Origin of the sequence: Tropicibacter alexandrii, from assembly GCF_003667315.2 — a bacterium.
In the GTDB taxonomy this organism is placed as follows: Bacteria; Pseudomonadota; Alphaproteobacteria; order Rhodobacterales; family Rhodobacteraceae; genus Tropicibacter; species Tropicibacter alexandrii.
The window spans coordinates 89,816-113,535 of record NZ_RCTZ02000003.1 but is presented as its reverse complement, the minus strand read 5'-3'; the positions used below and the strand labels follow the sequence as shown (position 1 = coordinate 113,535).

Annotated in this window: 21 protein-coding genes; 10 read left to right on the top strand and 11 right to left on the bottom strand. The window is 64.1% G+C overall.

The window, feature by feature from the left end; translation table 11 throughout:
- Positions 1-4: 4 nt before the first annotated feature.
- From D8Z78_RS04915 to D8Z78_RS04905, 3 genes are all read right to left on the bottom strand, one after another.
- Positions 5-1,597, bottom strand: a complete 1,593-nt coding sequence (locus D8Z78_RS04915; protein WP_121631321.1) for a GMC family oxidoreductase — start codon at positions 1,595-1,597, stop codon at positions 5-7.
- A 40-nt stretch (positions 1,598-1,637) separates the two neighbouring features.
- The gene (locus D8Z78_RS04910; RefSeq protein WP_121631322.1) at positions 1,638-2,633 is read right to left on the bottom strand and encodes a Hint domain-containing protein; all 996 of its coding nucleotides are present in this window, start codon (positions 2,631-2,633) and stop codon (positions 1,638-1,640) included.
- Positions 2,634-2,725: 92 nt separating this feature from the next.
- On the bottom strand, positions 2,726-3,184 hold the full coding sequence (locus D8Z78_RS04905) for an Lrp/AsnC family transcriptional regulator (protein ID WP_121631323.1): 459 nt from the start codon (positions 3,182-3,184) through the stop codon (positions 2,726-2,728).
- A 150-nt stretch (positions 3,185-3,334) separates the two neighbouring features.
- Between D8Z78_RS04905 and ald the strand changes: the two genes are divergently transcribed.
- Positions 3,335-4,450, top strand: coding sequence for an alanine dehydrogenase (ald, locus tag D8Z78_RS04900; RefSeq protein ID WP_121631324.1), 1,116 nt, complete (start codon positions 3,335-3,337; stop codon positions 4,448-4,450).
- A gap of 186 nt (positions 4,451-4,636) precedes the next feature.
- On the opposite strand, the gene D8Z78_RS04895 is transcribed toward ald, so the two are convergent.
- Together D8Z78_RS04895 and mscL are read right to left on the bottom strand one after the other, a co-directional pair.
- Positions 4,637-5,524: a cation diffusion facilitator family transporter gene (locus D8Z78_RS04895; RefSeq protein ID WP_121631325.1), complete on the bottom strand. Its 888-nt coding sequence runs from the start codon at positions 5,522-5,524 to the stop codon at positions 4,637-4,639.
- A 107-nt stretch (positions 5,525-5,631) separates the two neighbouring features.
- Positions 5,632-6,054, bottom strand: a complete 423-nt coding sequence (mscL, locus tag D8Z78_RS04890) for a large conductance mechanosensitive channel protein MscL (protein WP_121631326.1) — start codon at positions 6,052-6,054, stop codon at positions 5,632-5,634.
- Positions 6,055-6,194: 140 nt separating this feature from the next.
- Here mscL and D8Z78_RS04885 point away from each other — a divergent pair, with 140 nt between their 5' ends.
- Complete coding sequence (locus D8Z78_RS04885) at positions 6,195-6,896, top strand: glutathione S-transferase family protein (RefSeq protein WP_121631327.1); 702 nt, start codon at positions 6,195-6,197, stop codon at positions 6,894-6,896.
- A gap of 25 nt (positions 6,897-6,921) precedes the next feature.
- Here D8Z78_RS04885 and D8Z78_RS04880 read toward each other — a convergent pair whose 3' ends face one another.
- The 3 genes from D8Z78_RS04880 to D8Z78_RS04870 form a co-directional block, all read right to left on the bottom strand.
- Positions 6,922-7,371 carry a YtoQ family protein gene (locus D8Z78_RS04880; protein ID WP_121631328.1) on the bottom strand — a complete coding sequence of 150 codons (450 nt, stop codon included), beginning with the start codon at positions 7,369-7,371 and terminating at the stop codon, positions 6,922-6,924.
- A 201-nt stretch (positions 7,372-7,572) separates the two neighbouring features.
- Positions 7,573-10,080 carry a GcvT family protein gene (locus D8Z78_RS04875; protein ID WP_121631329.1) on the bottom strand — a complete coding sequence of 836 codons (2,508 nt, stop codon included), beginning with the start codon at positions 10,078-10,080 and terminating at the stop codon, positions 7,573-7,575.
- 171 nt (positions 10,081-10,251) lie between these two features.
- On the bottom strand, positions 10,252-10,653 hold the full coding sequence (locus D8Z78_RS04870; RefSeq protein ID WP_121631330.1) for a hypothetical protein: 402 nt from the start codon (positions 10,651-10,653) through the stop codon (positions 10,252-10,254).
- A 226-nt stretch (positions 10,654-10,879) separates the two neighbouring features.
- Here D8Z78_RS04870 and D8Z78_RS04865 point away from each other — a divergent pair, with 226 nt between their 5' ends.
- From D8Z78_RS04865 to D8Z78_RS04840, 6 genes are all read left to right on the top strand, one after another.
- Positions 10,880-11,926, top strand: a complete 1,047-nt coding sequence (locus tag D8Z78_RS04865) for a rod shape-determining protein (RefSeq protein WP_121631331.1) — start codon at positions 10,880-10,882, stop codon at positions 11,924-11,926.
- Positions 11,927-12,017: 91 nt separating this feature from the next.
- The gene (gene mreC, locus D8Z78_RS04860) at positions 12,018-12,941 is read left to right on the top strand and encodes a rod shape-determining protein MreC (protein ID WP_121631332.1); all 924 of its coding nucleotides are present in this window, start codon (positions 12,018-12,020) and stop codon (positions 12,939-12,941) included.
- Complete coding sequence (locus tag D8Z78_RS04855) at positions 12,934-13,473, top strand: rod shape-determining protein MreD (protein WP_121631333.1); 540 nt, start codon at positions 12,934-12,936, stop codon at positions 13,471-13,473. Before mreC ends, D8Z78_RS04855 begins: the two co-directional genes overlap by 8 nt.
- Positions 13,470-15,413: a penicillin-binding protein 2 gene (gene mrdA / locus D8Z78_RS04850; protein ID WP_121631334.1), complete on the top strand. Its 1,944-nt coding sequence runs from the start codon at positions 13,470-13,472 to the stop codon at positions 15,411-15,413. Before D8Z78_RS04855 ends, mrdA begins: the two co-directional genes overlap by 4 nt.
- Positions 15,410-16,549: a rod shape-determining protein RodA gene (rodA, locus tag D8Z78_RS04845; RefSeq protein WP_121631335.1), complete on the top strand. Its 1,140-nt coding sequence runs from the start codon at positions 15,410-15,412 to the stop codon at positions 16,547-16,549. Before mrdA ends, rodA begins: the two co-directional genes overlap by 4 nt.
- Complete coding sequence (locus D8Z78_RS04840) at positions 16,549-17,391, top strand: urea carboxylase-associated family protein (protein ID WP_121631336.1); 843 nt, start codon at positions 16,549-16,551, stop codon at positions 17,389-17,391. The genes rodA and D8Z78_RS04840 overlap by 1 nt, the downstream gene beginning before the upstream one ends.
- A 26-nt stretch (positions 17,392-17,417) precedes the next feature.
- Here D8Z78_RS04840 and deoD read toward each other — a convergent pair whose 3' ends face one another.
- The 3 genes from deoD to D8Z78_RS04825 form a co-directional block, all read right to left on the bottom strand.
- Positions 17,418-18,122 (bottom strand): purine-nucleoside phosphorylase, encoded by a 705-nt coding sequence (gene deoD / locus D8Z78_RS04835; RefSeq protein ID WP_121631337.1) that lies wholly within the window; start codon positions 18,120-18,122, stop codon positions 17,418-17,420.
- Positions 18,122-18,430: an H-NS histone family protein gene (locus tag D8Z78_RS04830; RefSeq protein WP_121631338.1), complete on the bottom strand. Its 309-nt coding sequence runs from the start codon at positions 18,428-18,430 to the stop codon at positions 18,122-18,124. Before D8Z78_RS04830 ends, deoD begins: the two co-directional genes overlap by 1 nt.
- A 196-nt stretch (positions 18,431-18,626) precedes the next feature.
- Positions 18,627-20,591, bottom strand: coding sequence for a protein meaA (locus D8Z78_RS04825; protein ID WP_121631339.1), 1,965 nt, complete (start codon positions 20,589-20,591; stop codon positions 18,627-18,629).
- A 241-nt stretch (positions 20,592-20,832) separates the two neighbouring features.
- Between D8Z78_RS04825 and D8Z78_RS04820 the strand changes: the two genes are divergently transcribed.
- Both D8Z78_RS04820 and ccrA read left to right on the top strand, forming a co-directional pair.
- Positions 20,833-22,125, top strand: a complete 1,293-nt coding sequence (locus D8Z78_RS04820; protein ID WP_420824302.1) for a 1-acyl-sn-glycerol-3-phosphate acyltransferase — start codon at positions 20,833-20,835, stop codon at positions 22,123-22,125.
- Positions 22,126-22,298: 173 nt separating this feature from the next.
- Positions 22,299-23,585 (top strand): crotonyl-CoA carboxylase/reductase, encoded by a 1,287-nt coding sequence (ccrA, locus tag D8Z78_RS04815; protein WP_121631341.1) that lies wholly within the window; start codon positions 22,299-22,301, stop codon positions 23,583-23,585.
- Positions 23,586-23,720 lie beyond the last annotated feature (135 nt).

Below are 23,720 nucleotides of genomic sequence, written 5' to 3'. Positions count from 1 at the left end.
GGGGTTACACCCCGGCCCCCCGCAAGATCATATCCGCCGCCTTTTCGGCGATCATGATGGTCGGCGAATTGGTGTTGCCGCTGGTGATCACGGGCATCACGCTGGCATCCACCACCCGCAAGCCCCCGATCCCCTTGAAACGGCACTGCGCATCCAAGGGCGCGTCCGGCTCTACCCCCATCCGCACCGTGGACACAGGATGAAAGATCGTCGTGCCGATCTCGCCCGCCGCCTGTGCGAGTTCTTCGTCGGTCTCGAAAGACACGCCCGGTTTCATCTCTTCCGGCGCGTATTTCGCCATGGGCGCCTGCGCCATGATGTGGCGCGCCTGCCGGATCGCATCGGCTGCCACGCGGCGGTCGCCCGGCGTCGACAGATAGTTCGGCGCGATCTTCGGCGCGTCGCGGAAATCCCCCGAGCGCAGCGTCACCGTCCCCCGGCTTTCGGGGCGCAGGTTGCAGACCGAGGCCGTCATCGCTGGAAAGTCGTGCAAGGGTTGGCCGAACGCCTCCAGCGTCAGGGGCTGCACGTGGTATTCCAGATCCGCCGTCGCCAGCCCCTCGCGCGATTTGGAGAACGCCCCCAGCTGCGAGGGCGCCATGCTCATCGGCCCGCGCCTGCGAAAGACGTAATCCGCGCCGATCATCGCTTTGCCGATCAGGGTGCTGGCCAGCGTGTTGAGGGTCTTCGCCCCTGTCAGCCTCCATGCGCAGCGCAATTGCAGGTGATCTTGCAGGTTCGCGCCCACCCCCGGCGCCTCGTACTGCACCTCGATCCCATGCGCGCGCAGCTCGTCCCTCGGACCCATCCCCGACAGTTTCAGGATCTGCGGCGAACCGATCGCCCCCGCCGACAGCACCAGATCACCGCCACAGCGCGCCGCGTGCTCGACCCCACCCTGATCGTAGACCACGCCGACGCAGCGCCCGTCCTCGATGATCAGCCGTTTCGCCTGCGCGTTCACTTCGACCTGCACCCGGTCCTTCGGCGCGGTCCGCAAGAAGGCCTTGGCCGTGTTCATCCGCCAACCGCTGCGCTGGTTGACACGGAAATAGCCGACGCCCTCGTTGTCGCCGGTGTTGAAATCCTCGACCTTGGGCAAACCGGCGGCATGCGCCGCCTCGCGCCAGTCGTCGAGCACATCCCAATGCAGGCGCTGCTGTTCCACGCGCCATTCGCCGCCCGTGCCGTGCAGGTCGGAGGCACCTTCGGAATAATCCTCGGACTTCTTGAAATAGGGCAGCACGTCGTCCCAGCCCCAACCGGTCAGGCCCATCTGCCGCCAGCCATCATAATCCGCTGCCTGCCCGCGCAGATAAAGCATGCCGTTGATCGAAGAGCACCCGCCCAGCACCTTGCCCCTCGGATAAAGCAGCGCGCGGCCGTTCAGGCCCGGCTCTGCCTCGGTGCGAAAGCACCAATCGGTGCGGGGGTTGTTGATGCAATAGAGGTAGCCCATCGGGATATGCACCCAATGGTAGCTATCCTTGCCCCCCGCCTCCAGCAGCAGCACGCGCCGCCCGCCCTCGGCCAGACGTTTCGCCATCACGCAGCCCGCACTGCCCGCGCCCACGACGATATGATCCCAATCGGCCATCTGCCCCCCTTTTTTGCCGAACAATGGCCTGTGCGGGCGCCTATAGCAAGGCGGGCTCCCGGTGCGGCGTGACCCGGTTCGGCAAAAGCACCCGCGCCTCGGATCGTGTCAGGATCAGGCGGCACGGCTTGCGGCTTTCGTCGTTGAGTGCGGCGCGCACCGCCTCGCGGTCCTCCGGGGTCAGCAGGTCGCGCGTGCGCCAGCCGGGCAACAGGCTTTCGCAGGGCGCGCCCTCGCAGATCAGGATGTCATGCCGGTCGAGCAGGATATGCACATAGGTCACCTCGCGCCGCCGCATCTGTTTCACCCCCGCCCCATCCACAAGAGCGATGGCCGGCACAAGCACCTCGCGCGCGCCGAACAGCAGTTCCGCCTCGGTGCTGGCGATCAGGACGCGATGTTGCGGCGACAGCTTCAACGGCTTGAAATTGCCGATCGTGCCCACGTCGAAGCGCACCGGCGCCGCCGGGCCATCCGCCGCGACGCTGCGCTGCCCCACCCATCGCACCTGCTGCTTGCGGCCCGACCATGTGCAGACCCAATCCCCCGGTTTGATACGGCCCGCCGGGATCAAACCGCGCGGCGTGTGGATGCGCGCGGATTTTTCGAAACAGACGAATTCATGCGTGTAGGCCGCGTTCTGATCGGTGGTGAAGAATTGCGGTGGATTGCCCCCCGAGAAATTCGACCAATACCAGTTTTCCAGATCGAATCCCGGCGTCCAGATCACCTCGGCCAGATCGCCGTTTTCATCCAACCCCTCGAAGACGATGACGCCGTCGGTACCCACCGCGTCGCTGCGCGTCACCACCGCATCGGTGATCGTGCCGCCGCCACCCGTGCCAGCCCACGTGATCTCGTAAGTATCGCCGATCTCGAACAGGCGCGGGTCGGGGTCGCCGGCCTTCGTCGTGATGATCAGGTTCTGTGTCCCGTTCGGCGGATAGTCGAAGGACGACTGGCCCGGAGACACGCCGACATTGCTGCCGGTCGCCGTGGCGAATTCGTTGTCCTGACCATAGATCGAAAAGACCAAAGCGCGTACCCCCGGCGAACCGAATACGCCCGGAAGTTGAAAATCGCTTTAACCCCGATTCCGATCACCGGAGAAAATGCCGAGGAATTGTCTCAAACCGGCAGGGCCGTGGTCTTGAATACGGTGCGCAGGGCAAACGACGATTGCATCTGCGCCACCCCGGGCAGCCGCGTCAGGTATTGGCGGTGAATGCGGGCGAAATCTTCGGTGTTCTCGGCCACGACCTTCAGGATGTAATCCGCCGTGCCCGCCATCAGGTGACATTCCAGCACATCCGGCACGCGCGACACGGCGGTCTCGAACGCCTCCAGCACCTCGTCGGCCTGCGCGCTCAGGGTGATCTCGACGAACACCGTGGTCGGAAAGCCGAGCTTTCGCGCATCCAAAAGCGCCACGTAATCGCGCACATATCCTGCCTCTTCGAGCCGCTGCACCCGCCGATGACAGGCCGACGGCGACAGGTTCACCTGTTCTGACAGATCCGCGTTGGAAATCCGGCCCTTGCGCTGAAGCACCCGCAAGATACGCTTATCTGTCTCGTCCAGCACCATATGCGAAGAATCCTCCGGTCAAAGCGTTTGCGCGTCGAAGGATCGTGCGCGCGACTGTCGAACTGTGCCGCAGTCTCGGAGCCTATTGCAAGCATCCCGTGTCATCCTGTCGCAGTAAATCGCGAACATCCCCTTGGAGGAGGACACGCAATGAAGATCGGATGCCCCACCGAAATCAAGCCGCAGGAATTCCGCGTCGGTGTCACGCCGAACGCGGCACAAGAGGCCGTGACCCATGGCCATGACGTGCTGATCCAGAAGGGCGCAGGTCTGGGCGCTGGCTTTGACGATGCCGCCTACGAGGCTGCCGGTGCCAAGATCGTCGACAGTGCCGAGGAAATCTTTGCCACCGCCGACATGGTCGTGAAGGTCAAGGAACCGCAAGCGGTCGAACGCAAGATGCTCCGCGAGGGCCAGTTGCTGTTCACCTACCTGCACCTTGCCCCGGACCCCGAGCAGACCCGCGACCTGATGGCCTCGGGCGCCACTTGCATCGCCTATGAGACCGTCACCGACGATCGCGGCGGCCTGCCGCTGCTCGCGCCCATGTCCGAGGTTGCCGGTCGCCTTGCGCCCCAGATGGGCGCGTGGTCGCTGCAAAAGGCCAATGGCGGGCGTGGCGTGCTGATGGGCGGCGTGCCCGGTGTCGGCCCAGCCAAGGTGGCCGTGATCGGCGGCGGCGTCGTCGGCACCCATGCGGCGCGCATCGCTGCCGGGATGGGCGCGGATGTCACCGTTCTGGATCGCTCGCTGCCGCGCATGCGCTATCTCGACGATGCCTTCGGTTCGGTCTTCAAGACCCGCTACGCCTCGGGCGCGAACACCGCCGAGATGGTGGCAGAGGCCGACATGGTCATCGGCGCAGTGCTGATCCCCGGTGCCGCCGCGCCCAAACTGGTCAGCCGCGCGCAACTGTCCACGATGAAGCCCGGCGCGGTGATCGTCGACGTCGCCATCGACCAAGGCGGCTGCTTCGAGACCTCGCGCGCCACGACCCATCAGGACCCGATCTACGAGGTCGACGGCATCGTGCACTACTGCGTCGCCAACATGCCCGGCGCAGTGGCCCGCACCTCGACGCTGGCGCTTGGGAACGCGACCATGCCCTTCATGCTGGCGCTCGCCGACAAAGGGTGGAAGCAGGCCTGCGCCGACGATCCCCACCTGATGAACGGGCTCAATGTCCATGCCGGCCAGATCACCTACGAGGCCGTGTCCAAGGCGCTGAACCTCGCCTACACAGCCCCGTCCAAGCTGGCGGCGTAAATCCGTCCCTGTGCCCCCGACCCTTCCACGGGGGCACATCGCGGCGCGGCACCCTGGGTCTTGCGCATCCCCTTGCGCCCGAGGTGCCGCGTCGTTGGTTATTTCCACCGTGCAGGTTTCTTCTGGCCCGAAATACCGCGGGGGCGGCGCGTCAGCGCCGGGGGCAGAGCCCCCTTCCCGTTCGTCTCAAAGCACCACGATCCCGGTATGCTTGGCTTTGTGGTCCGGCTCCACATGGATCGTCACCCGCGCCCCGAGAATCTCCGCTTTCAGCGCCTCTTCGAGCCGGTCGCAGATCTCGTGCGCGGCCTCGACGGTCATCTCTCCAGGCACCACCAAATGGAACTCAACGAATGTCGCGCTGCCCGCGTGTCGCGCCCGCAGGTCATGTGCCTCGACCGCGCCATAGGCATTGGTCGAGATCACTTCGCGCATCGCCGAAAGGTCGCTGTCCGGCACGCTCTCATCCATCAAGCCACCGACCGAAGAGCGCACCACCGTCCAGCCTGACCACAAGATGTTGAGGGCGACCACCGCCGCAAGCGCAGGATCGAGCCAAGCCCAGCCGGTCAGCACGGCGGCGACGACACCGATGGTCACCCCGACCGACGACACCACGTCGGACAAAAGGTGCTTGCCATCCGCCTGCAAGGCGGGCGAGCGATAGCGCCGCGCCGCCCGCAACAGCACCCAGCACCAGACCGCATTCACCACGCTGGCCAGAAGGTTGACCCCCAGCCCCTGCCACGGCGCATCCAGCATCTGCGGCGCCCGCAGGCCCTGCCACGCCTCGTTGAGGATGAAGACCGCCGCGACGACGATCAGCACGCCTTCGAGCACCGCGCTGAAATATTCCGCCTTGTGATGGCCGAACGGGTGGTCGTCATCCGCTGGCCGCGCCGCCAACCGCACCGCCAGAAATGCCGCCACCGCAGTGGCCACGTTGACGATGCTCTCTGCCGCGTCCGAAAGCAGGGCCACCGACCCGGTCATGGCCCAGGCGAGGGTCTTGATTCCAAGAACCAATGTTCCGACAGCCACGCTGCCGAGGGCGAGTTTCTCGGTTCTGGTCATGCGTCCCTCGGCAGCTCATGCCGCGCCCTGATAGCCAAAAGGCGCCCGGTTAGGCAACCCGGGCGCCTGTCAAAGAGGATGGGTTTACCCCCCTCCTATGCGATGCGTCACTTCTTCAGCGCATCGCGGATTTCCAGCAGCACATCCAGCTGCGAGGGCCCCGTGGGCACCTCGGGGGCCACATCGTCGGGCTTTTCCGCCGCCGCCTTGACCCGGTTGACCATCTTCACAAGCATGAAGACGACGAAGGCGATGATGAAGAAATTCACGACAGCCATGACAAAACGCCCCACCGCAAAGACCGGCGCGCCCGCCTCTTCGGCCGCCGAAAGCGACGCGTAGTCATTGCCGTCCAGCGCATAGAACCAGCCCGAGAAATCGATCCCGCCGGTGAACAGCGCGATGATCGGATTGATCAGATCCCCCACCAGCGACGAGACGATCGCCGTGAAGGCCGCCCCGACGATGATACCCACCGCCATGTCCATCACATTGCCCTTGGCAATGAAATCCTTGAATTCCTGAATCACGTCCCAAGCCCTTTTCTTCAGACACGAGCCCCCACCGGGCCCATCAAGAGTTAACAACACGTTTGCGTCTTTGCACAGAGCCGCCCCTTTGAAACCGGGAAACCCGGCTTACCTTTCCCCCGTCTCCTGAAAGGACCCAAATGACCTTCCCAGACGATTTTCCCATCACCCGCCGCTGGCCGGCCCGGCACCCGAACCGCATCCAGCTTTACAGCTATCCGACGCCCAACGGCGTCAAGGCCTCGATCATGCTCGAAGAAACCGGCCTGCCCTACGAGCCGCATCTCGTGACCCTGTCCGACGACGATGTCAAAAGCCCGGAATTCCTGTCGCTCAATCCCAACAACAAGATCCCCGCCCTCATCGATCCGAACGGCCCCGACGGCACACCGCTGGCCCTGTTCGAAAGCGGCGCGATCCTGCTGTATCTCGCCGAGAAATCCGGCGCGCTTCTGGGCAACACGCCGGGCGAGCGGCACACCATCACCCAATGGCTGATGTTCCAGATGGGCGGGGTCGGCCCGATGTTCGGACAGCTTGGGTTTTTCTACAAGTTTGCCGGGTCCAAGGTCGAGGACCCCCTGCCCCGGGACCGATACGTCAACGAAACGCGGCGGCTGCTGACCGTGCTGGAAACGTCTCTGGGCGATCGGGACTGGATCGCAGGTCCCTATTCCATCGCCGATATCGCCCTGTGTCCCTGGCTGGCGATGCTCGAATACTACGGGGCGCACGAGGCCGTGGGCTGGTCGGACTACCCAAGGGTCAACGCCTATCTCGCCCGCTTCATGGACAGACCCGCCGTGCAACGCGGCAAGTCCATTCCCGCGCGCGACACCTGACCCGGTGCGGGGGCCGCCCCCCGTGTCAGGACGGCAGCGCCCCGGTCAGCACGTAACGTAGAACCTGCACGACCTGATCCGGCGTGCGGGCCACGGCGAGCGCCGCCGCATCGACCTCCTTCAAGGCGTGGTCGTGCTCTTCGGGATGCAGGGTGATGACCGATTTGCCCATGGCGGCGGCCATCCCCGCATCGAAGGCCGCGTTCCACTGCTTGTATTTCTCGCCAAACCGCACCACGACCACATCCGCATCCGCGATCCCCTTGCGGGTGCGGATCGCGTTGACCTGCGCGCCCTTGCGGTCATGCCAGAACTTGTCCGTCTCCGCCCCAAGGATCGCCACGCCGCAATCGTCAGACGCCGCATGATCGGTCACCGGCGCGTTGAAGGTCACGTCCAGACCCTGCGCGCCTTCGATGATCCGCTCCCGCCAGTCGCTGTGAATTTCGCCCGAGAGATATACGTTCAGCCCCATGCCGCTGCTCCTTCTTCCGCTGGATCGGACCCTAGCGGCCACGGCCCGGAAGGCAACCCGCGCCGACCGCATTGACCGGGACAATTGCCCGCGCCCGCATGGCAAAAGGCGGGGCGCATTGCACACCCCGCCCCTGTCTTCTTTGGTCCCGAAATACCTCGGAGAGCGCGAGAGGCAGAGCCTCTCGCACGCCGTCAGGCGTCAGCCGTCCTTGCGGATCGTCTCGTTCTTGGGGTCGTAGGGGCTGTCGCAGGTGACCACGGCGTCCCACAGTTGGTCGAGGATCTTGACCTTCAGCTTGGTGCCTTCCACGGCCAGCTCGGGCTTGACATAGCCCATGCCGATCGACTTCTCGAAGGCCACCGAATAGCCCCCCGAGGTCAGACGACCCACGCGCTCGCCCTCGGGCGTATACAACACCTCGCGGCCCCACGGATCGGCATCGGCCGGTCCGTCGATCAGCAGCGTGCAGCACTTCGACCGGATGCCCGTGGCTTCCATGGCCTCCTTGCCGTGGAAGTCCTTGGACAGGTCGATGAAGCGCGGCAGATCGGCCTCGGCGGGGGTCGCATCGCGGCCCAACTCGTTGCCGAAGGCGCGATAGGATTTCTCCTGACGCAGCCAGTTCTGGGCGCGCGCGCCGACCAGTTTCATGCCATAGGGCTCACCGGCCTTTTCCAGTAGGTCGAACAGGTAGTTCTGCATCTCGATCGGATGGTGCAGTTCCCAGCCCAGCTCGCCCGTATAGGCCACGCGGATCGCGTTGACCGGGCACATGCCCAGTTCGATCTGGCGCGCGGACAGCCACGGGAAGCGCTTGTTCGACAGCGCCGTCTCGGGATCGGCATCCTTGATGACCGATTTCAGGACGTCTCGCGACTTCGGCCCGGCGATGGCAAAGACGCCCCACTGGGTCGTGACGTCCTGGATCTCGATATAGCCGAACTCCTCCATCTTGTCCTCGGCCGCCTTGCGCAGGAAGTCGGCGTCATACTCCGTCCAGGCGCCAGCCGAGACGAGGTAGTAATGGTTCTCGCCATTGCGGACGATGGTGTATTCGGTGCGGGTCGTACCGGCCACGGTCAGCGCGTAGGTCAGGTTGATGCGCCCGACCTTCGGCAGCTTGTTGCAGGTGAACCAGTCGAGGAACGCGGTCGCGCCGGGGCCCTTGACGACATGCTTGGAAAACGCGGTCGCGTCGATCAGGCCGACGCCCTCGCGGATCGCCTTCGCCTCTTCGACCGCATATTGCCACCAGCCACCGCGACGGAACGACCGCGCGTCATGGTCGAAGGTCTCGGGCGCGCCGACGGGGCCGTAATAGTTCGGGCGTTCCCAACCGTTGACGAAACCGAACTGCGCGCCGCGCGCCTTTTGACGGTCATAGGCCGGGGCGGTGCGCAGCGGACGGCAGGCTTCGCGCTCTTCGTCGGGGTGGTGCAGGATGTAGACGTGGCTGTAGCACTCTTCGTTCTTGCGCGCGGCGAATTCGGTGGTCATCCAGTTGGACGAATAGCGCTTGGGGTCGAGCGAGGCCATGTCGATCTCGGCCTCGCCGTTCACCATCATCTGGGCAAGGTAGTAGCCCGTGCCGCCCGCAGCGGTGATCCCGAAAGAGAAGCCCTCGGCCAGCCACATGTTGCGCAGACCCGGTGCCGGGCCAACCAGCGGGTTGCCGTCGGGGGTGTAGCAGATCGGGCCGTTGAAATCGTCCTTCAGGCCGCTTTCCGCACAGGACGGGACGCGCTCGGCCATCGCCATGTATTGATCGGCGATCCGGTCCAGATCCAGCGGAAACAGATCAGCGCGGAAGCTGTCCGGCACGCCATATTCAAAGCGCGCGGGCGCGCCATGCTCATAGATGCCCAGAATCCAGCCGCCACGCTCTTCGCGGGCATAGGATTCGTTGTCGGCATCGCGCACGACCGGGTGCTCGGGGTTGCCGGCGGCGCGCCATTTGACCAGCTCGGGGTCCTGATCCATGACGATGAACGTGTGCTCGACCGGGATCGCGGGCATCTTGATGCCCAGCAGCTTGGCAGTGCGCTGCGCGTGGTTTCCGCTCGCGGTGACGACATGCTCGGCGGTGATGACGACCTGCTCGTCGGACGGGATCAGGTTGCCACCCTTTTCCACCATCTTGGTGCAGGTGACTTCCCAATGCGTGCCGGTCCAGTGGAAGGCATCGGCCTGCATCTTGCGCACGATCTCGACACCGCGCTGGCGCGCGCCCTTGGCCATCGCCTGCGTCACGTCGGCGGGGTTAATGTAGCCGTCCTCGGTGTGGTAGATCGCGCCCTTCAGATCGCTCGTCTCGATCAGCGGCCAGCGCTCCTTGATCTGCTCCGGGCTCAGCCACTCGTATTTCACGTCGCAGGTCTCGGCAGTGGACGCGTACAGCATGTACTCGTCCATACGCTCTTGCGTCTGCGCCATGCGCAGGTTGCCGACCACGGCGAACCCGGCGTTCAGGCCGGTCTCTTCCTCGAGCGTCTTGTAGAAATCGACCGAGTACTTGTGGATGTGGGTTGTCGCATAGGACATGTTGAACAGCGGCAGCAGGCCAGCCGCATGCCATGTCGAGCCGGAGGTCAGCTCGTCACGCTCCAGCAGCATGACATCGTCCCAACCCGCCTTGGCGAGGTGGTAGGCAATCGAGGTGCCGACGGCGCCGCCACCGACGACAAGGGCTTTGACAGTGGTCTTCATGGATCAGGTCTCCCGAACGTGTTGCGTGACGCATACCGCGCGCCACGACACACCACCGTTCCGGCCCGACCTAGTGTCGCTGAAAAACGACTTGCACCGGGGCGCGGCTTGGAGGGCGGGCCGCTGAGCGCCCGAAAGGGCGGCGAAGTCGGGGCGTCCGGAAGGCCCGCCCTAGCAATTGTACATGTAGGTGAACACCAGCACGTCCTCGGTCCAGCGCCCGGTCGGCTGACAGTTCTGATGCACTTCGCGGCGGCCCGTCACCTGCACCCTCAGAGGGTTCTGCAAGACCGGGCCCTCGACCCAGTATTCCAACGGGTTACCCGGGCAGGCCGAGGAAAACACCCGCGCCGTCCCGCTGTACCAATCGCCGCTCTTGGTGCCGCTGAACAGCCAAACGCCCGGCTGTATCCCGGTCCCCCACAGGCTCTGGCGTGGCTGCTCGTAGAGAAACGTCCGCGCCGCCCCCGCATCGGTCAACCGCATCACCGACCCGTTGTGATCCCAACACGAATCCGCGAGCGCCGAACTCGCTGCAAGCAGCCCGGCCAGACATCCCGAAACAAAGCGCATCGTGCAATTCCTTCTTGTGACAGGCAATTCCCACATGCTCCGCCCGCCCCACCCGACCTGTCAACGGAATTCCCCGCGCATGGGTGATCCCGCGCACAGGCGGATGCGGCGATTCCCCGCTGATTTGCCCGTTTGCCACCCTTTTCGTTTCAGACAGCCGCTCCTATAAGGACGAGCGCCCGGGCTCCACAGAGTCGCGGGTTTCACAGGCAATGGGGCAGACGCAATGTTTGGAATGGACAGACTTATGGGCATGTTCTCATCGGACATGGCCATCGACCTCGGGACCGCGAACACGCTGGTCTACGTCAAGGGCAAGGGCGTCGTCCTATCGGAACCCTCGGTGGTCGCCTATCACATCAAGGACGGCCAGAAAAAAGTGCTGGCCGTGGGCGAGGACGCCAAGCTGATGCTGGGCCGCACCCCCGGCAGCATCGAGGCGATCCGCCCCATGCGCGAAGGCGTGATCGCCGATTTCGTCGCCGCCGAAGAGATGATCAAGGAATTCATCCGCAAGGTGCACCGCCGCTCGACCTTCTCCAAGCCCAAGGTGATCGTCTGCGTGCCCCACGGTGCCACCCCCGTTGAAAAGCGCGCGATCCGCAACTCGGTCCTGTCCGCAGGCGCGCGCAAGGCCGGGTTGATCGCCGAACCCATCGCGGCGGCCATCGGTGCGGGCATGCCCATCACCGACCCGACCGGCAACATGGTCGTCGATATCGGCGGCGGCACGACCGAGGTCGCCGTCCTGTCGCTGGGCGACATCGTCTATGCCCGCTCCGTCCGCGTCGGCGGCGACCGCATGGACGAGGCGATCATCAACTACCTGCGCCGCCAGCAAAACCTTCTGGTCGGCGAATCCACCGCCGAGCGGATCAAGACCTCGATCGGCACCGCCCGCATGCCCGACGATGGCCGGGGCTCGTCGATGCAAATCCGTGGACGCGACCTGCTCAATGGCGTGCCCAAGGAAACCGAGATCAGCCAGGCTCAAGTGGCCGAGGCGCTTTCGGAACCCGTTCAGGCGATCTGCGAGGCGGTGATGACCGCGCTCGAAGCGACCCCGCCGGATCTGGCTGCCGACATCGTCGACCGGGGCGTCATGCTGACCGGCGGCGGCGCGCTGCTGGGCGATCTCGACCTCGCGCTGCGCGAACAGACCGGCCTCGCCGTGTCGATCGCCGACGAGTCGCTGAACTGCGTGGCGCTTGGCACCGGAAAGGCGCTGGAATACGAAAAGCAACTTCGCCACGCCATCGACTACGACAGCTGACATCAAGGGGCCGCTGCCACGGCCCCTTTGACCGTCAGCCTGCTTGGCATAAACTCCGCCAACCCCCGTCTCTTCTGTTCGAGAGGACCGATTGGCCAGCAACAGCAACAATTCAGAGGATTTCGCCACACCGCTGAAGCGCCTGCTTCTGGTGATCCTTGCCCTGTGCCTGTTCGGCCTGTTCCTGCTCTGGCGGATCGACAGCCCACGCGTCGAACGGTTCCGTGCGCAGGTGGTCGATCAGGTCGTGCCGCGCATGGATTGGGCCATGGCCCCGGTCAACGGCACCGTGCGCCTGTTCCGCGACTTCCAAAGCTATCGTCAACTGGCCGAGCAGAACGACGAGCTGCGCCGCGAACTGCGCCAGATGACCGCGTGGAAAGAGGCGGCACTGCAGCTGGAGCAGGAAAACGCCCGGCTGCGCGACCTGAACAATGTCCGGCTCGACCCGCGCCTGACCTATATCACCGCCGTGGTGCTGGCCGATTCCGGCAGCCCTTTCCGTCAATCCGTTCTGATCAATGTTGGCTCCCGCGACGGGATCGTTGACGGCTGGGCAACAATGGACGGGATCGGCCTTGTCGGGCGCGTCTCGGGTGTGGGGCGCAACACCAGCCGGGTGATCCTGCTGACCGATGCCACCAGCCGCATCCCGGCGGAAATCCAACCCTCGGGCCAGCGCGCGCTGATCGTCGGCGACAACACCTCGGCCCCGCCCATCGATTTCCTCGAAAACCCCGACCTCGTGCGCCCCGGCGACCGGATCGTGACGACCGGCGATGGCGAGGTCTTCCCCCCAGGATTGCTGATCGGTCAGGTCGCAGAGGACCCGGGCGGGCGTCTGCGCGTGCGCCTTGCCGCCGATTACGAGCGCCTCGAATTCCTGCGCGTGCTGCGAGATCACGGCGCGCGCCGGGTCGACAACCCCGCCGGGTTGATCCTGCCCGAGGACCTGCCCGATGCCGGGCCGGCCCCGGATACGGCCAGCGAGCCGGAGCCGGAAACCGATGGCTGAGCTGCGCCCGGGCAAGCTTTGGGCGATGCGCCTGACCTATGTCGGGCTGGCGCTGCTGATCGTCTTCGTCCACCTCCTGCCGCTGAGGCTGACGCCTGCGCGCATCGCGGGGCCCGACGTGCTGGTCGCGCTGACCTTTGCATGGGCGCTGCGCCGTCCGGCCTACGTCCCCGCCATGCTGATCGCCTTGGTGATGCTGATGGCCGACCTGCTGCTGCAACGCCCGCCGGGGCTGTGGGCCGGGCTGGCGCTGCTGTCGGCGGAATGGCTCAAGGGCAAGGCCCGCCACCTGCGCGAGAACACCTTCGTCGCCGAGTGGCTGACCGTGGCCGGCACTTTATTGCTCATCACCGCTCTCTATCGCGTGATCCTTGGGCTCTTGATCGTGGCGCCGGGAACCTTTTTCATGGCATTGATGCAATACGGGCTGACCGTGGCCGTCTACCCGGTGGTGGCCGCGATCAGCTACATGGCCTTCGGCATCCGCAGGAAAGCCCGAGGCGAATTTGAACAACCCGGACGCAGATTATGAGACGCAGCCCTCGTGAAACCCATGAAAGCGCCGTCCGCATTTCGCGGCGCGGCCTGCTGCTGGGCTCTGCACAGCTGGCCTTTGCCGGCGCCTTGGCGCTGCGCATGCGCTACGTGCAGGTCGATCAGGCCGATGAATTCCGCCTGCTGGCCGAGGAAAACCGCATCAAGTTCGAGTTGCTGCCCCCCGCACGCGGGCGGCTTTTCGACCGCAACGGCGCGATCATTGCGGATAATGAACCGACCTATCGCATCGTCATGGTGCGCGAGGATGCCGACGATGTCGACAGGGTCATCGGACGCCTCAGCCAGCTTGTCGAACTGGACGAAAGCGACCTGAACCGTGCCATCGAGGAAATGGCCAAGACCCGTCCCTTCATCCCGGTCACGATCGCCGATCGTGTCAGCTGGGAGGATATCAGCCGCGTCGCCGTGAACGCCCCCGCCCTGCCCGGCGTCAAGACCGAGGTCGGCCTCAGCCGGGTCTATCCGCGCGGCGACCTTTTCGCCCATGTGGCGGGCTATGTCGGCCCGGTTTCCGAACGCGACCTGTCCCGCTACGAGGACCCGCCGCCGATCCTGCGCATCCCGCGATTCCAGATCGGCAAGGTCGGCGTCGAAGCCAAGCACGAGGAAATCCTGCGCGGCACCGCTGGCACCAAGCAGCTTGAGGTCAACGCCGTCGGTCGCGTCATGCGCGAACTCGGCCGCCGCGAGGGCGAGGCCGGGGCCGATATCCAGCTGACGCTGGACAGCGATCTGCAGGACTATGTCAAGGCGCGGCTGGGCGAGGAAAGCGCCTCGGTCGTGGTGATGGATACCACCCACGGGGACTTGCTCGCCGTCGCCTCGGCGCCGTCTTATGACCCGAACAAGTTCGTGCGCGGGATTTCCGTGGCCGATTACGCCTTTTTGCGGGACAACGACCACCGCCCACTGGCCTCGAAGACGGTACAGGACGCCTACCCGCCCGGCTCGACCTTCAAGATGGTCACCGCGCTGGCGGCGATGGATGCCGGGCTGGTCGCTCCGGACGAAACCGTCTGGTGCCCGGGCCATCTGGAGGTCGGCGGTCGCCGCTTCCACTGCTGGAAAAGCGCGGGCCACGGGCATATGAACCTCGAACAGTCGCTGCGGGAAAGCTGCGACGTCTATTACTACGATCTCGCGCTCAAGGTCGGGATCGAGCGGATCGCCGAAACCGCCCGCCGTCTGGGGCTGGGCGAGTCGCATAACGTGCCGATGTCCGCCGTGACCTCGGGGCTGATCCCCGACAAGGACTGGAAGCGGCGCGAACGCGGCGCGGACTGGGTGATCGGCGACAGCGTCAACGCCTCGATCGGACAGGGGTTCGTGCTCAGCTCCCCCCTGCAGCTTGCGATCATGTCGGCCCGTCTGGCGACCGGACGCTCGATCACGCCGCGCCTGATCAAAAGCATCGACGGGCTGGAAACCCCGTCGCAGGCTGGCGCGGATATGGGCTTCAACCCCAATCACCTGCTGCAATTGCGGCGGGCGATGTTTGCGGTGTCCAACAACCGGCGCGGCACGGCCTATGGCAGCCGCATCATCGCCGAATCCATGCGCATGGCGGGCAAAACCGGCACCAGCCAGGTTCGCAACATCACCGCCGCCGAGCGCGCGCGCGGCGTGACCTCGAACGCCGACCTGCCGTGGAACCGGCGTGACCACGCGCTGTTCGTGGCCTTTGCGCCTTGGGACGACCCGAAGATCGCCGTGTCGGTCGTGGTCGAACATGGCGGCGGCGGCTCGACCGCGGCGGCCCCGATTGCGCGGGACGTGGTGCTTCAGGCGCTGTACGGAGAGGATCCGCCGCTCGACGCCTACCCGACCAAGGACCGCCGCCGCATCGAGGCCCAGCAGGAACGTCTGGCCCGCGAACGCGAGGCCCGTCAGGCCGAAGTGTCGAGCCGCGCATGACTTGGCTTGAATATTCGGTCAAGACGGTCCCGTCGGGCTGGCGCAAGATCCTGTACCTGAACTGGCCGCTGGTCGTGCTGCTGAGCGCGGTGGCGGGCATCGGTTTCCTGATGCTCTACTCGGTCGCGGGTGGCAGCTGGAGCCCATGGGCCGAACCCCAGATGAAGCGCTACGCGCTGGGGCTCGCGGTGATGTTCGCCGTCGCCATGGTGCCGATCTGGTTCTGGCGCACCATGAGCCTCGTATTCTACATGACAGGCCTCGGCCTGCTGGTCATGGTCGAATTCTTCGGCTCCGTGGGCATGGGGGCGCAACGCTGGATCGATCTCGGCTTCATGCGGCTGCAACCGTCGGAGCTGATGAAGATCGCCTTGGTGATGTTCCTCGCCGCCTATTACGACTGGCTGCCCAACAACAAGGTCTCGCGCCCGCTTTGGGTGATCCTGCCGGTGCTGATCATCCTGTTGCCAACTTTCCTGACGCTGGCGCAGCCGGACCTTGGCACGGCGCTGTTGCTGATGATCGCAGGCGGGTTGATGATGTTCCTCGCGGGCGTGCATTGGGCCTATTTCGCCACCGTGATCAGCGCCGGTGTCGGGACGATCTGGGCGGTGTTCCAATCGCGCGGCACCGATTGGCAGCTGATCGAGGACTACCAGTTTCGCCGCATCGATACGTTTCTGGACCCGACCACCGACCCGCTCGGCGCCGGATATCACATCACGCAGGCCAAGATCGCCATGGGCTCGGGCGGCTGGACCGGGCGCGGCTTCATGCAAGGCACGCAATCGCGCCTGAACTTCCTGCCGGAAAAGCATACCGACTTCATCTTCAACACACTGGCCGAGGAATTCGGCTTTGTCGGAGGCGTGTCGCTGCTGATCCTTTACGTGCTGATCCTCGTCTTCTGCATCATCTCGGCGGTGCAGAACAAGGACAGGTTCTCGTCGCTGCTGATCCTTGGCATCGGGCTGACCTTCTTCTTGTTCTTTGCCGTGAACATGTCGATGGTGATGGGCCTCGCCCCCGTCGTCGGTGTGCCGCTGCCGCTGGTCAGCTATGGCGGCTCGGCGATGCTCGTTCTCATGCTCGCCTTTGGCCTCGTCCAAAGCGCCCATATCCACAGGCCCCGCTGATGACAGAACCCAAGGACGCCGCCGAACGCCGCGCCATCGCGCCGGTGATCTGCTACCCGAATGACACCCTGCCCGTGCCGGATATGGCGCTTTATGCGGCCGCTCTGGATACGGCGCGGGTCAGCGAGACGGTTCTGGCCGCCCCGCGCGACGCCTGCGCCTTTCGCGTGCCGGCGGGCAGCTTTTTCCGGATCACCTCGGTCGAGGGGCCGCAGGTCGGCGACCTGAACCTGTGGAACGCGCACGACCTGTCCGAACGGTTCTATTCCGGCAAGACCCGCGCCCTGCATGGCACGCATGTCACAACCGGCGAACGGCTGTGGTCGGCCTTCCCGCATTTGCGCCCGATGGCAACCATCGTCGAGGACACGCTGGACTGGTACGGGATCGACCCCTACGGCGGCTCTGTGCATGACGTGATCGGGACGCGCTGCGACCCCTATACCGGCAATCTCCTGTCGGGGAGCCAATATCACCACTGTTGCCATTCGAACCTGACGCGCGCGCTGAGCACAGCCACAGGCCTGCCTCTGCACGATGCGGAACCGCACGTGCATGACGTTCTCAACGTCTTCATGTGTACCGGGTTCACGCGCGACACGGGGCAATATTTCATGAAGGCCAGCCCGGTGCGGCCCGGCGATCACCTGACAGTCTTTGCGGAAATCGATCTGCTGGGCGCGCTCAGCGCCTGCCCCGGTGGCGACTGCTCGTCCGAGCACAGTTCCGACACGGCCGCCTGTCATCCGCTTCAGGTCGACATCCTGACCCCGGATTCGGCGATGCTGGGCAATTGGCAGCCGCCACAGCGCAACGGCTACGACCGCAGCCACGGCCTGTAGGGCGGGGTCATACCCCGCCCCACTTTTCAGGCAAACGCCGCCTCCAAGGCAATCTCGACCATGTCGCCAAAGGACCGCTCGCGATCCTCGGAGGGCAAGGCCTCGCCGGTGAGCAGGTGATCCGAAACGGTCAGCACCGCCAGCGCCCGTACGCCGTAGCGCGCGGCGAGGATATACAGCTCGGCCGTCTCCATCTCGACGCCGAGAATACCGTGCCGCACCATCTGCTCATTCAGATCCTTGCGCTCGTCATAGAACGTATCCGAGGAATAGATGCCGCCCACATGGAAAGGCGCATTTCCTTTTTCCGCCGCAGCCACCGCCGCGCGCAACAATCCGAAATCGGCATTGGGCGCGAAATTCAATTCGCGGAAGATGCTGGATGACGGCGTGCCCACGGTCGAAGAGGTCATTGCAAGGATCACGTCCCGCACTTTGACCTTCTCCTGCATTCCGCCGCAAGATCCGATGCGGATCAACGTCTTGGCCCCGAAATCACGGATCAATTCATTCACGTAGATCGACAGGCTCGGCATCCCCATGCCCGAGCCGTGAATCGTCACGCGATTGCCTTTCCATGTCCCGGTGTAAGCCAGCATGCCGCGGACGCGATTGACGCAGACAGCGTCCTGCAAAAACGTCTGCGCCGCCCATTCCGCCCGCAAAGGGTCACCCGGCAACAGCACCGTTTCAGCAATATCCCCGGGTTTCGCGCCGATATGGACCGTCATCAGAGCGCCAGGTCGTCCAGAGATTTGCCGGACTCCAGTGCTTCGATCACCCAATTGGGTTTGCGACCGCGACCTGTCCAAGTCTGCGACGGGTCTGCCGGGTTTGCGTATTTCGGGGCGCCCTTGCTGCCCTTGGCACCGGCTTCCATGACCTCATCCAGAGAGAAGCCATATTCCTTTGCCGCCAATTCCGCTGCGCGCTTGGCCTCTGCCTTGCGGCGGGCATCCACGGTTTTCAGCGCCTTTTGTGCATTGGCGATCAGTTGCGACAGTTCCTCGCGCGAGAGGTTATCAAAATCAATATTCATCGTCTTCTCCAAGCCTATTTCCGCTATTTCCCGCGTCCAAGGTATAATCACAAGATATATTTTGTGTCATTCTGCGGCGCAAAGAAAATCAGACCCGACAATCGTCAATTAATAGTTAACAAGTCTTAACAATCCAAGATTGAAAAGGGCGCCGGCTTTTGCCGACGCCCTTGCCCTATCCGATTGATCTTTCGAATTATTCCGCAGCAACCGATTGCTGATCCACCAATTGGACAATGTCTTGCATGATGGTGTTCAGCTCGAAATCTTTCGGCGTATAGACGCGCGCGACGCCCATTGCCCGCAACCTTTCCGCGTCATCCTCGGGGATGATGCCACCGACGGTAACGGGAATATGCCCCAAACCGGCCTCGCGCATGCGGCGCATGGTTTCCTCGACCAGCGGGATATGCGAGCCCGACAGGATCGACAGGCCGACGACATGGGCGCCGTCCCGGGCCGCTTCGACGATCTGTTCGGGGGTCAGGCGGATGCCCTCGTAATCGATCTCCATGCCGCAATCACGGGCGCGATAGGCGATCTGTTCGGCGCCGTTGGAATGCCCGTCCAGCCCCGGCTTGCCGACGAGAAAGCGCAAGCGCCGTCCCAGACGGTCGCTGACCGCGTCGACAGCGGCGCGCAGGTCATCCAGCCCCTCGGTCTTGTTGCTGACCGATTTCGACACGCCGGTCGGGCCGCGATATTCGCCATGCACGGAGCGCATCTGCGCCGCCCATTCGCCCGTCGTCACCCCCGCCTTCGCGCAGGCGATCGAGGCAGGCATCACGTTCTCGCCCTTGGCCGAGGCTTCGCGCAGCGCCGCCAAGGCCGCATCCACCGCCGCCTGATCCCGCTCGGCGCGCCATGCTTCCAGCCGCGTCACCTGATCGAGTTCGACCGACGGGTCGACGGTCATGATGCCGCCATCCTCGCCCATCAGCGGGCTGGGTTCGGTTTCGGTCCAGCGGTTGACGCCGACGACGATGGTCTCGCCACGCTCGACCTTGCCGACGCGCTCGGCATTGGAATCGACCAGCCGCGCCTTCATATAGTCGATGGCCCCAATCGCACCGCCCATGCTGTCGATATTCGCCAATTCCGCCCGCGCGCCCTCTTTCAATTCAGCGACCTTGCGATCCACCGCCGGGTTGTTGTCGAACAGGTCGTCATATTCCAGCAGGTCGGTTTCATAGGCCAGAATCTGCTGCATGCGCATCGACCATTGCTGGTCCCACGGGCGCGGCAGGCCCAGCGCCTCGTTCCAGGCGGGCAACTGCACGGCACGGGCGCGGGCGTTTTTCGACAGGGTCACTGCCAAAGCCTCGATCAAGATGCGGTAGACGTTGTTTTCCGGCTGCTGCTCGGTCAGGCCAAGGGAGTTTACTTGCACCCCGTAGCGGAAGCGACGATATTTCGCCTCATCGACGCCATACCGCTCCTTCAGAATCTCGTCCCACAGATCGACAAAGGCGCGCATCTTGCACATCTCGGTGACGAAGCGAATCCCCGCATTCACGAAGAAGGAAATGCGCCCGCACAGGGCCGGGAAATCCGCGTCGGGCACCCGAGGTTTCAACTCGTCCAGAACGGCAATCGCCGTGGCCAGCGCAAAGGCCAGTTCCTGTTCCGGCGTGGCGCCTGCCTCTTGCAGATGGTAGGAACACACATTCATCGGGTTCCATTTCGGCACATGCGTATAGCAATACTCGGCCACGTCCCCGATCATCTTCAGCGACGGTTTCGGCGGGCAGATATAGGTGCCGCGGCTGAGGTATTCCTTGATCAGGTCGTTCTGCACGGTGCCTTGCAATTTCGAGACATCCGCCCCCTGCTCCTCGGCCACGGCGATATACAGCGCCAGCAGCCACGGTGCGGTGGCGTTGATCGTCATCGAGGTGTTCATCTGCTCCAGCGGAATGTCCTGAAACAGGGTGCGCATATCGCCCAGATGGCAGACCGGCACGCCGACCTTGCCGACCTCGCCTTTGGACAGCACATGGTCGCTGTCATACCCCGTCTGGGTCGGCAGGTCGAAGGCGACGGACAGGCCCGTCTGCCCCTTGGCCAAGTTCGACCGATACAGCGCGTTCGATTTCTCGGCCGTCGAGTGGCCAGCATAGGTGCGGATCAACCAGGGGCGGTCGCGGGTGGTCTCGGTCATCGGGGCCTCCGTCAGGCGTGAATCGGAAATGCAATCTTGTTGCGTTTAGCATGGTGTATGCGAAATATTATGACTCTGTCAATTCGCCGCGTCGCGGCAGAGCAGATGCAGCATAGCCGCTCCCCGCCCCGGGGAGGAGGGCAAAGCGCCCTGCCCCCGCGCCTGCGTCTTTATGTGCTTCGGATGTGCATGGGTTGTGCAAGGAATGTCCATCGGGGTTAATGGCCGAATGACGAACCCGGTGACACTTCCCCTTTGGCTGTTCGTGTTGATCGTCCTGTTTGCGACGGTCACCTTTGCCTCGCACTTCCTGTTCCCCTCGGTGCGTTGGTTCTTTCGTCGCCGGATGGAACGCGCGGTGGCCCGCCTGAACACCCGCCTGCAACGCCCCATCGAGCCGTTCAAGCTGCTGCGGCGCTACGACCTGATCCAGAGGCTGTGCTACCATCCGGACGTCACACAAGCGATCGTCGACCAAGCCCGCGAAACCGGCGAACGCGAGGACGTGGTCTTTGAGCGCGCCCGCCGCTACGCCCGCGAGATCGTGCCCAGCTTTTCCGCGCTGGCGTATTTCGGTTGGGGGGTGCGCGGCGCACGGCTGCTGTCCAACGCGCTGTATCATGTCGAACTGCACCATCAGGCGCCCGAGCGATTGGCCGCGATCGACCCGGAGGCGACCGTGATCTTCGTCATGAACCACCGCTCCAACATGGATTACGTGTTGATCACCCATCTTGCCGCCGATCGGTCGGCCTTGTCCTATGCGGTGGGCGAATGGGCGCAGGTCTGGCCCCTGTCGCGGCTGATCCGGGCCATGGGCGCCTATTTCATCCGCCGCAAATCCCGCAACGCGCTGTATCGCCAGATATTGCGGCGCTATGTGCAGATGGCCACCAATGGCGGCGTCACGCAGGCGATCTTTCCCGAAGGTGGGCTCAGCCTCGATGGCGCGTTGCAGCCGCCCAAACTGGGGCTCTTGTCCTATATGCTGGACGGTCTGGACAAGACCGAGCGCGAGATCGTCTTTGTCCCCGTGGCGTTGAACTACGACCGGGTGCTGGAGGACAAGGTCCTCGTCAACGCCCACAAGTCGGGCACGCGCCGGTTCGACGCATCGATCACCCATGTCACGATCGCGACCCTGAAACAGGTCTGGCAGCGCATCACCGGACGCTTTCGGCGCTTTGGCACGGCTGCCGTTTGTTTCGGCACCCCGGTGTCGCTGGCTGACGTACCCGAGCTTGCACACAGGCCAGAGGCGCTTGCGGACCTGTTAATGACGCAGATCGCCGGCATCGTTCCGATCCTGCCCGTGCCGCTGGTGGCAAGGCTTTTGCAGGCGGGACCGCGCAGCGTCGCAGAGTTGGTCACAGCCGCAGCGCGTCACTGCGACACCCCCGAAGAGACCGTGCGCGCGGGCCTGCGCCCGCTTATCGCGCGCGGCATCGTCACGCCCGGCGAACCGCACCGGATCACCGATCACGGCCGCGAGCTTGCGGATTTCTACGCCAATTCGATCCGCCATCTCGGTTAATGTTTGCCGCATGCGCAAAGGATTTGCTGCAACCGCTCGGTTATAAAATTTCAAAAACATCAATCAATGTGTTGCAATGTTGCGCGCAGACACGTATCTCACTGGAAAGCGCCGCACGATTCTGCGCTGCAGTATCGAGATATGTTAACGAACGGACCTGAAGGAGGCCGACCATGGCACTGGACACCGCAACGGGCATCGCCCAGTACGACGCGCCGGAAAAAGACCTCTACGAGATTGGCGAAATGCCGCCCCTCGGCTACGTGCCGAAGAAGATGTACGCATGGGCGATCCGCCGTGAACGCCATGGCGACCCCGAGCAGTCCTTCCAGAAGGAAGTGGTCGACACATGGGAGATCGACAGCCACGAAGTGCTGGTTCTGGTGATGGCGGCAGGCGTCAACTACAATGGCGTCTGGGCTGGCAAGGGCGTTCCGATCAGCCCCTTCGACGTGCATGGTCAGGACTACCACATTGCCGGGTCCGACGCGTCGGGCATTGTCTGGAAGGTCGGCAACAAGGTCAAGAACTGGAAAGTCGGGGACGAGGTCGTCATCCATTGCAATCAGGACGATGGCGACGACGAGGAATGCAATGGCGGCGACCCGATGTTCTCGCCCACGCAGCGGATCTGGGGTTATGAGACCGGCGACGGCTCTTTCGCGCAGTTCACCAAGGTGCAGGCCCAGCAGCTGATGCCGCGCCCCAAGCACCTGACCTGGGAAGAGGCCGCCTGCTACACGCTGACGCTGGCCACCGCCTACCGGATGCTGTTCGGCCACCACCCGCACGAACTCAAGCCCGGCCAGAACGTGCTGGTCTGGGGCGCGTCGGGGGGCTTGGGCTCCTACGCGATCCAGCTGGCGAACACCGCCGGGGCCAATGCGATCGGGGTGATTTCCGACGAATCCAAGCGCGACTTCGTGCTGGCGCAGGGTGCAAAGGGCGTCATCAACCGCAAGGACTTCAATTGCTGGGGGCAGCTGCCCGTCGTGAACTCGCCCGAGTATAACGAATGGCTGAAAGAGGCCCGCAAGTTCGGCAAGGCGATCTGGGAGATCACCGGCAAAGGCGTCAGCGTCGACATGGTGTTCGAACACCCGGGCGAGGCCACCTTCCCCGTGTCCACGCTGGTGGTCAAGAAGGGCGGCATCGTGGTGATCTGCGCTGGCACCTCCGGTTTCAACTGCACCTTTGATGTGCGCTACATGTGGATGCACCAGAAGCGTCTGCAGGGCTCGCACTTTGCGAACCTCAAGCAGGCCGCAAGCGCAAACCGCCTGATGTGCGAGCGTCGTCTGGACCCCTGCATGTCCGAAGTGTTCCCGTGGGACGAAATCCCGCAGTCGCACACCAAGATGATGCGCAACGAGCACAAGCCCGGCAACATGGCCGTGCTGGTCCAGTCGCCGAAGGCCGGCCTGCGCACGTTCGAGGACGCGCTCGAAGCCCGCAAGTAAACCAAAGGGCGCCTCGAAAGAGGCGTCAAAAACCGTCCGAACGCCCGCGAATCGCTGAAAAAGCTTCGCGGGCGTTCTCGTTTTGTTTACATCTTTAGTGTTATCAGGATCTTGCCGCGACCCGGCCTCGCAGTT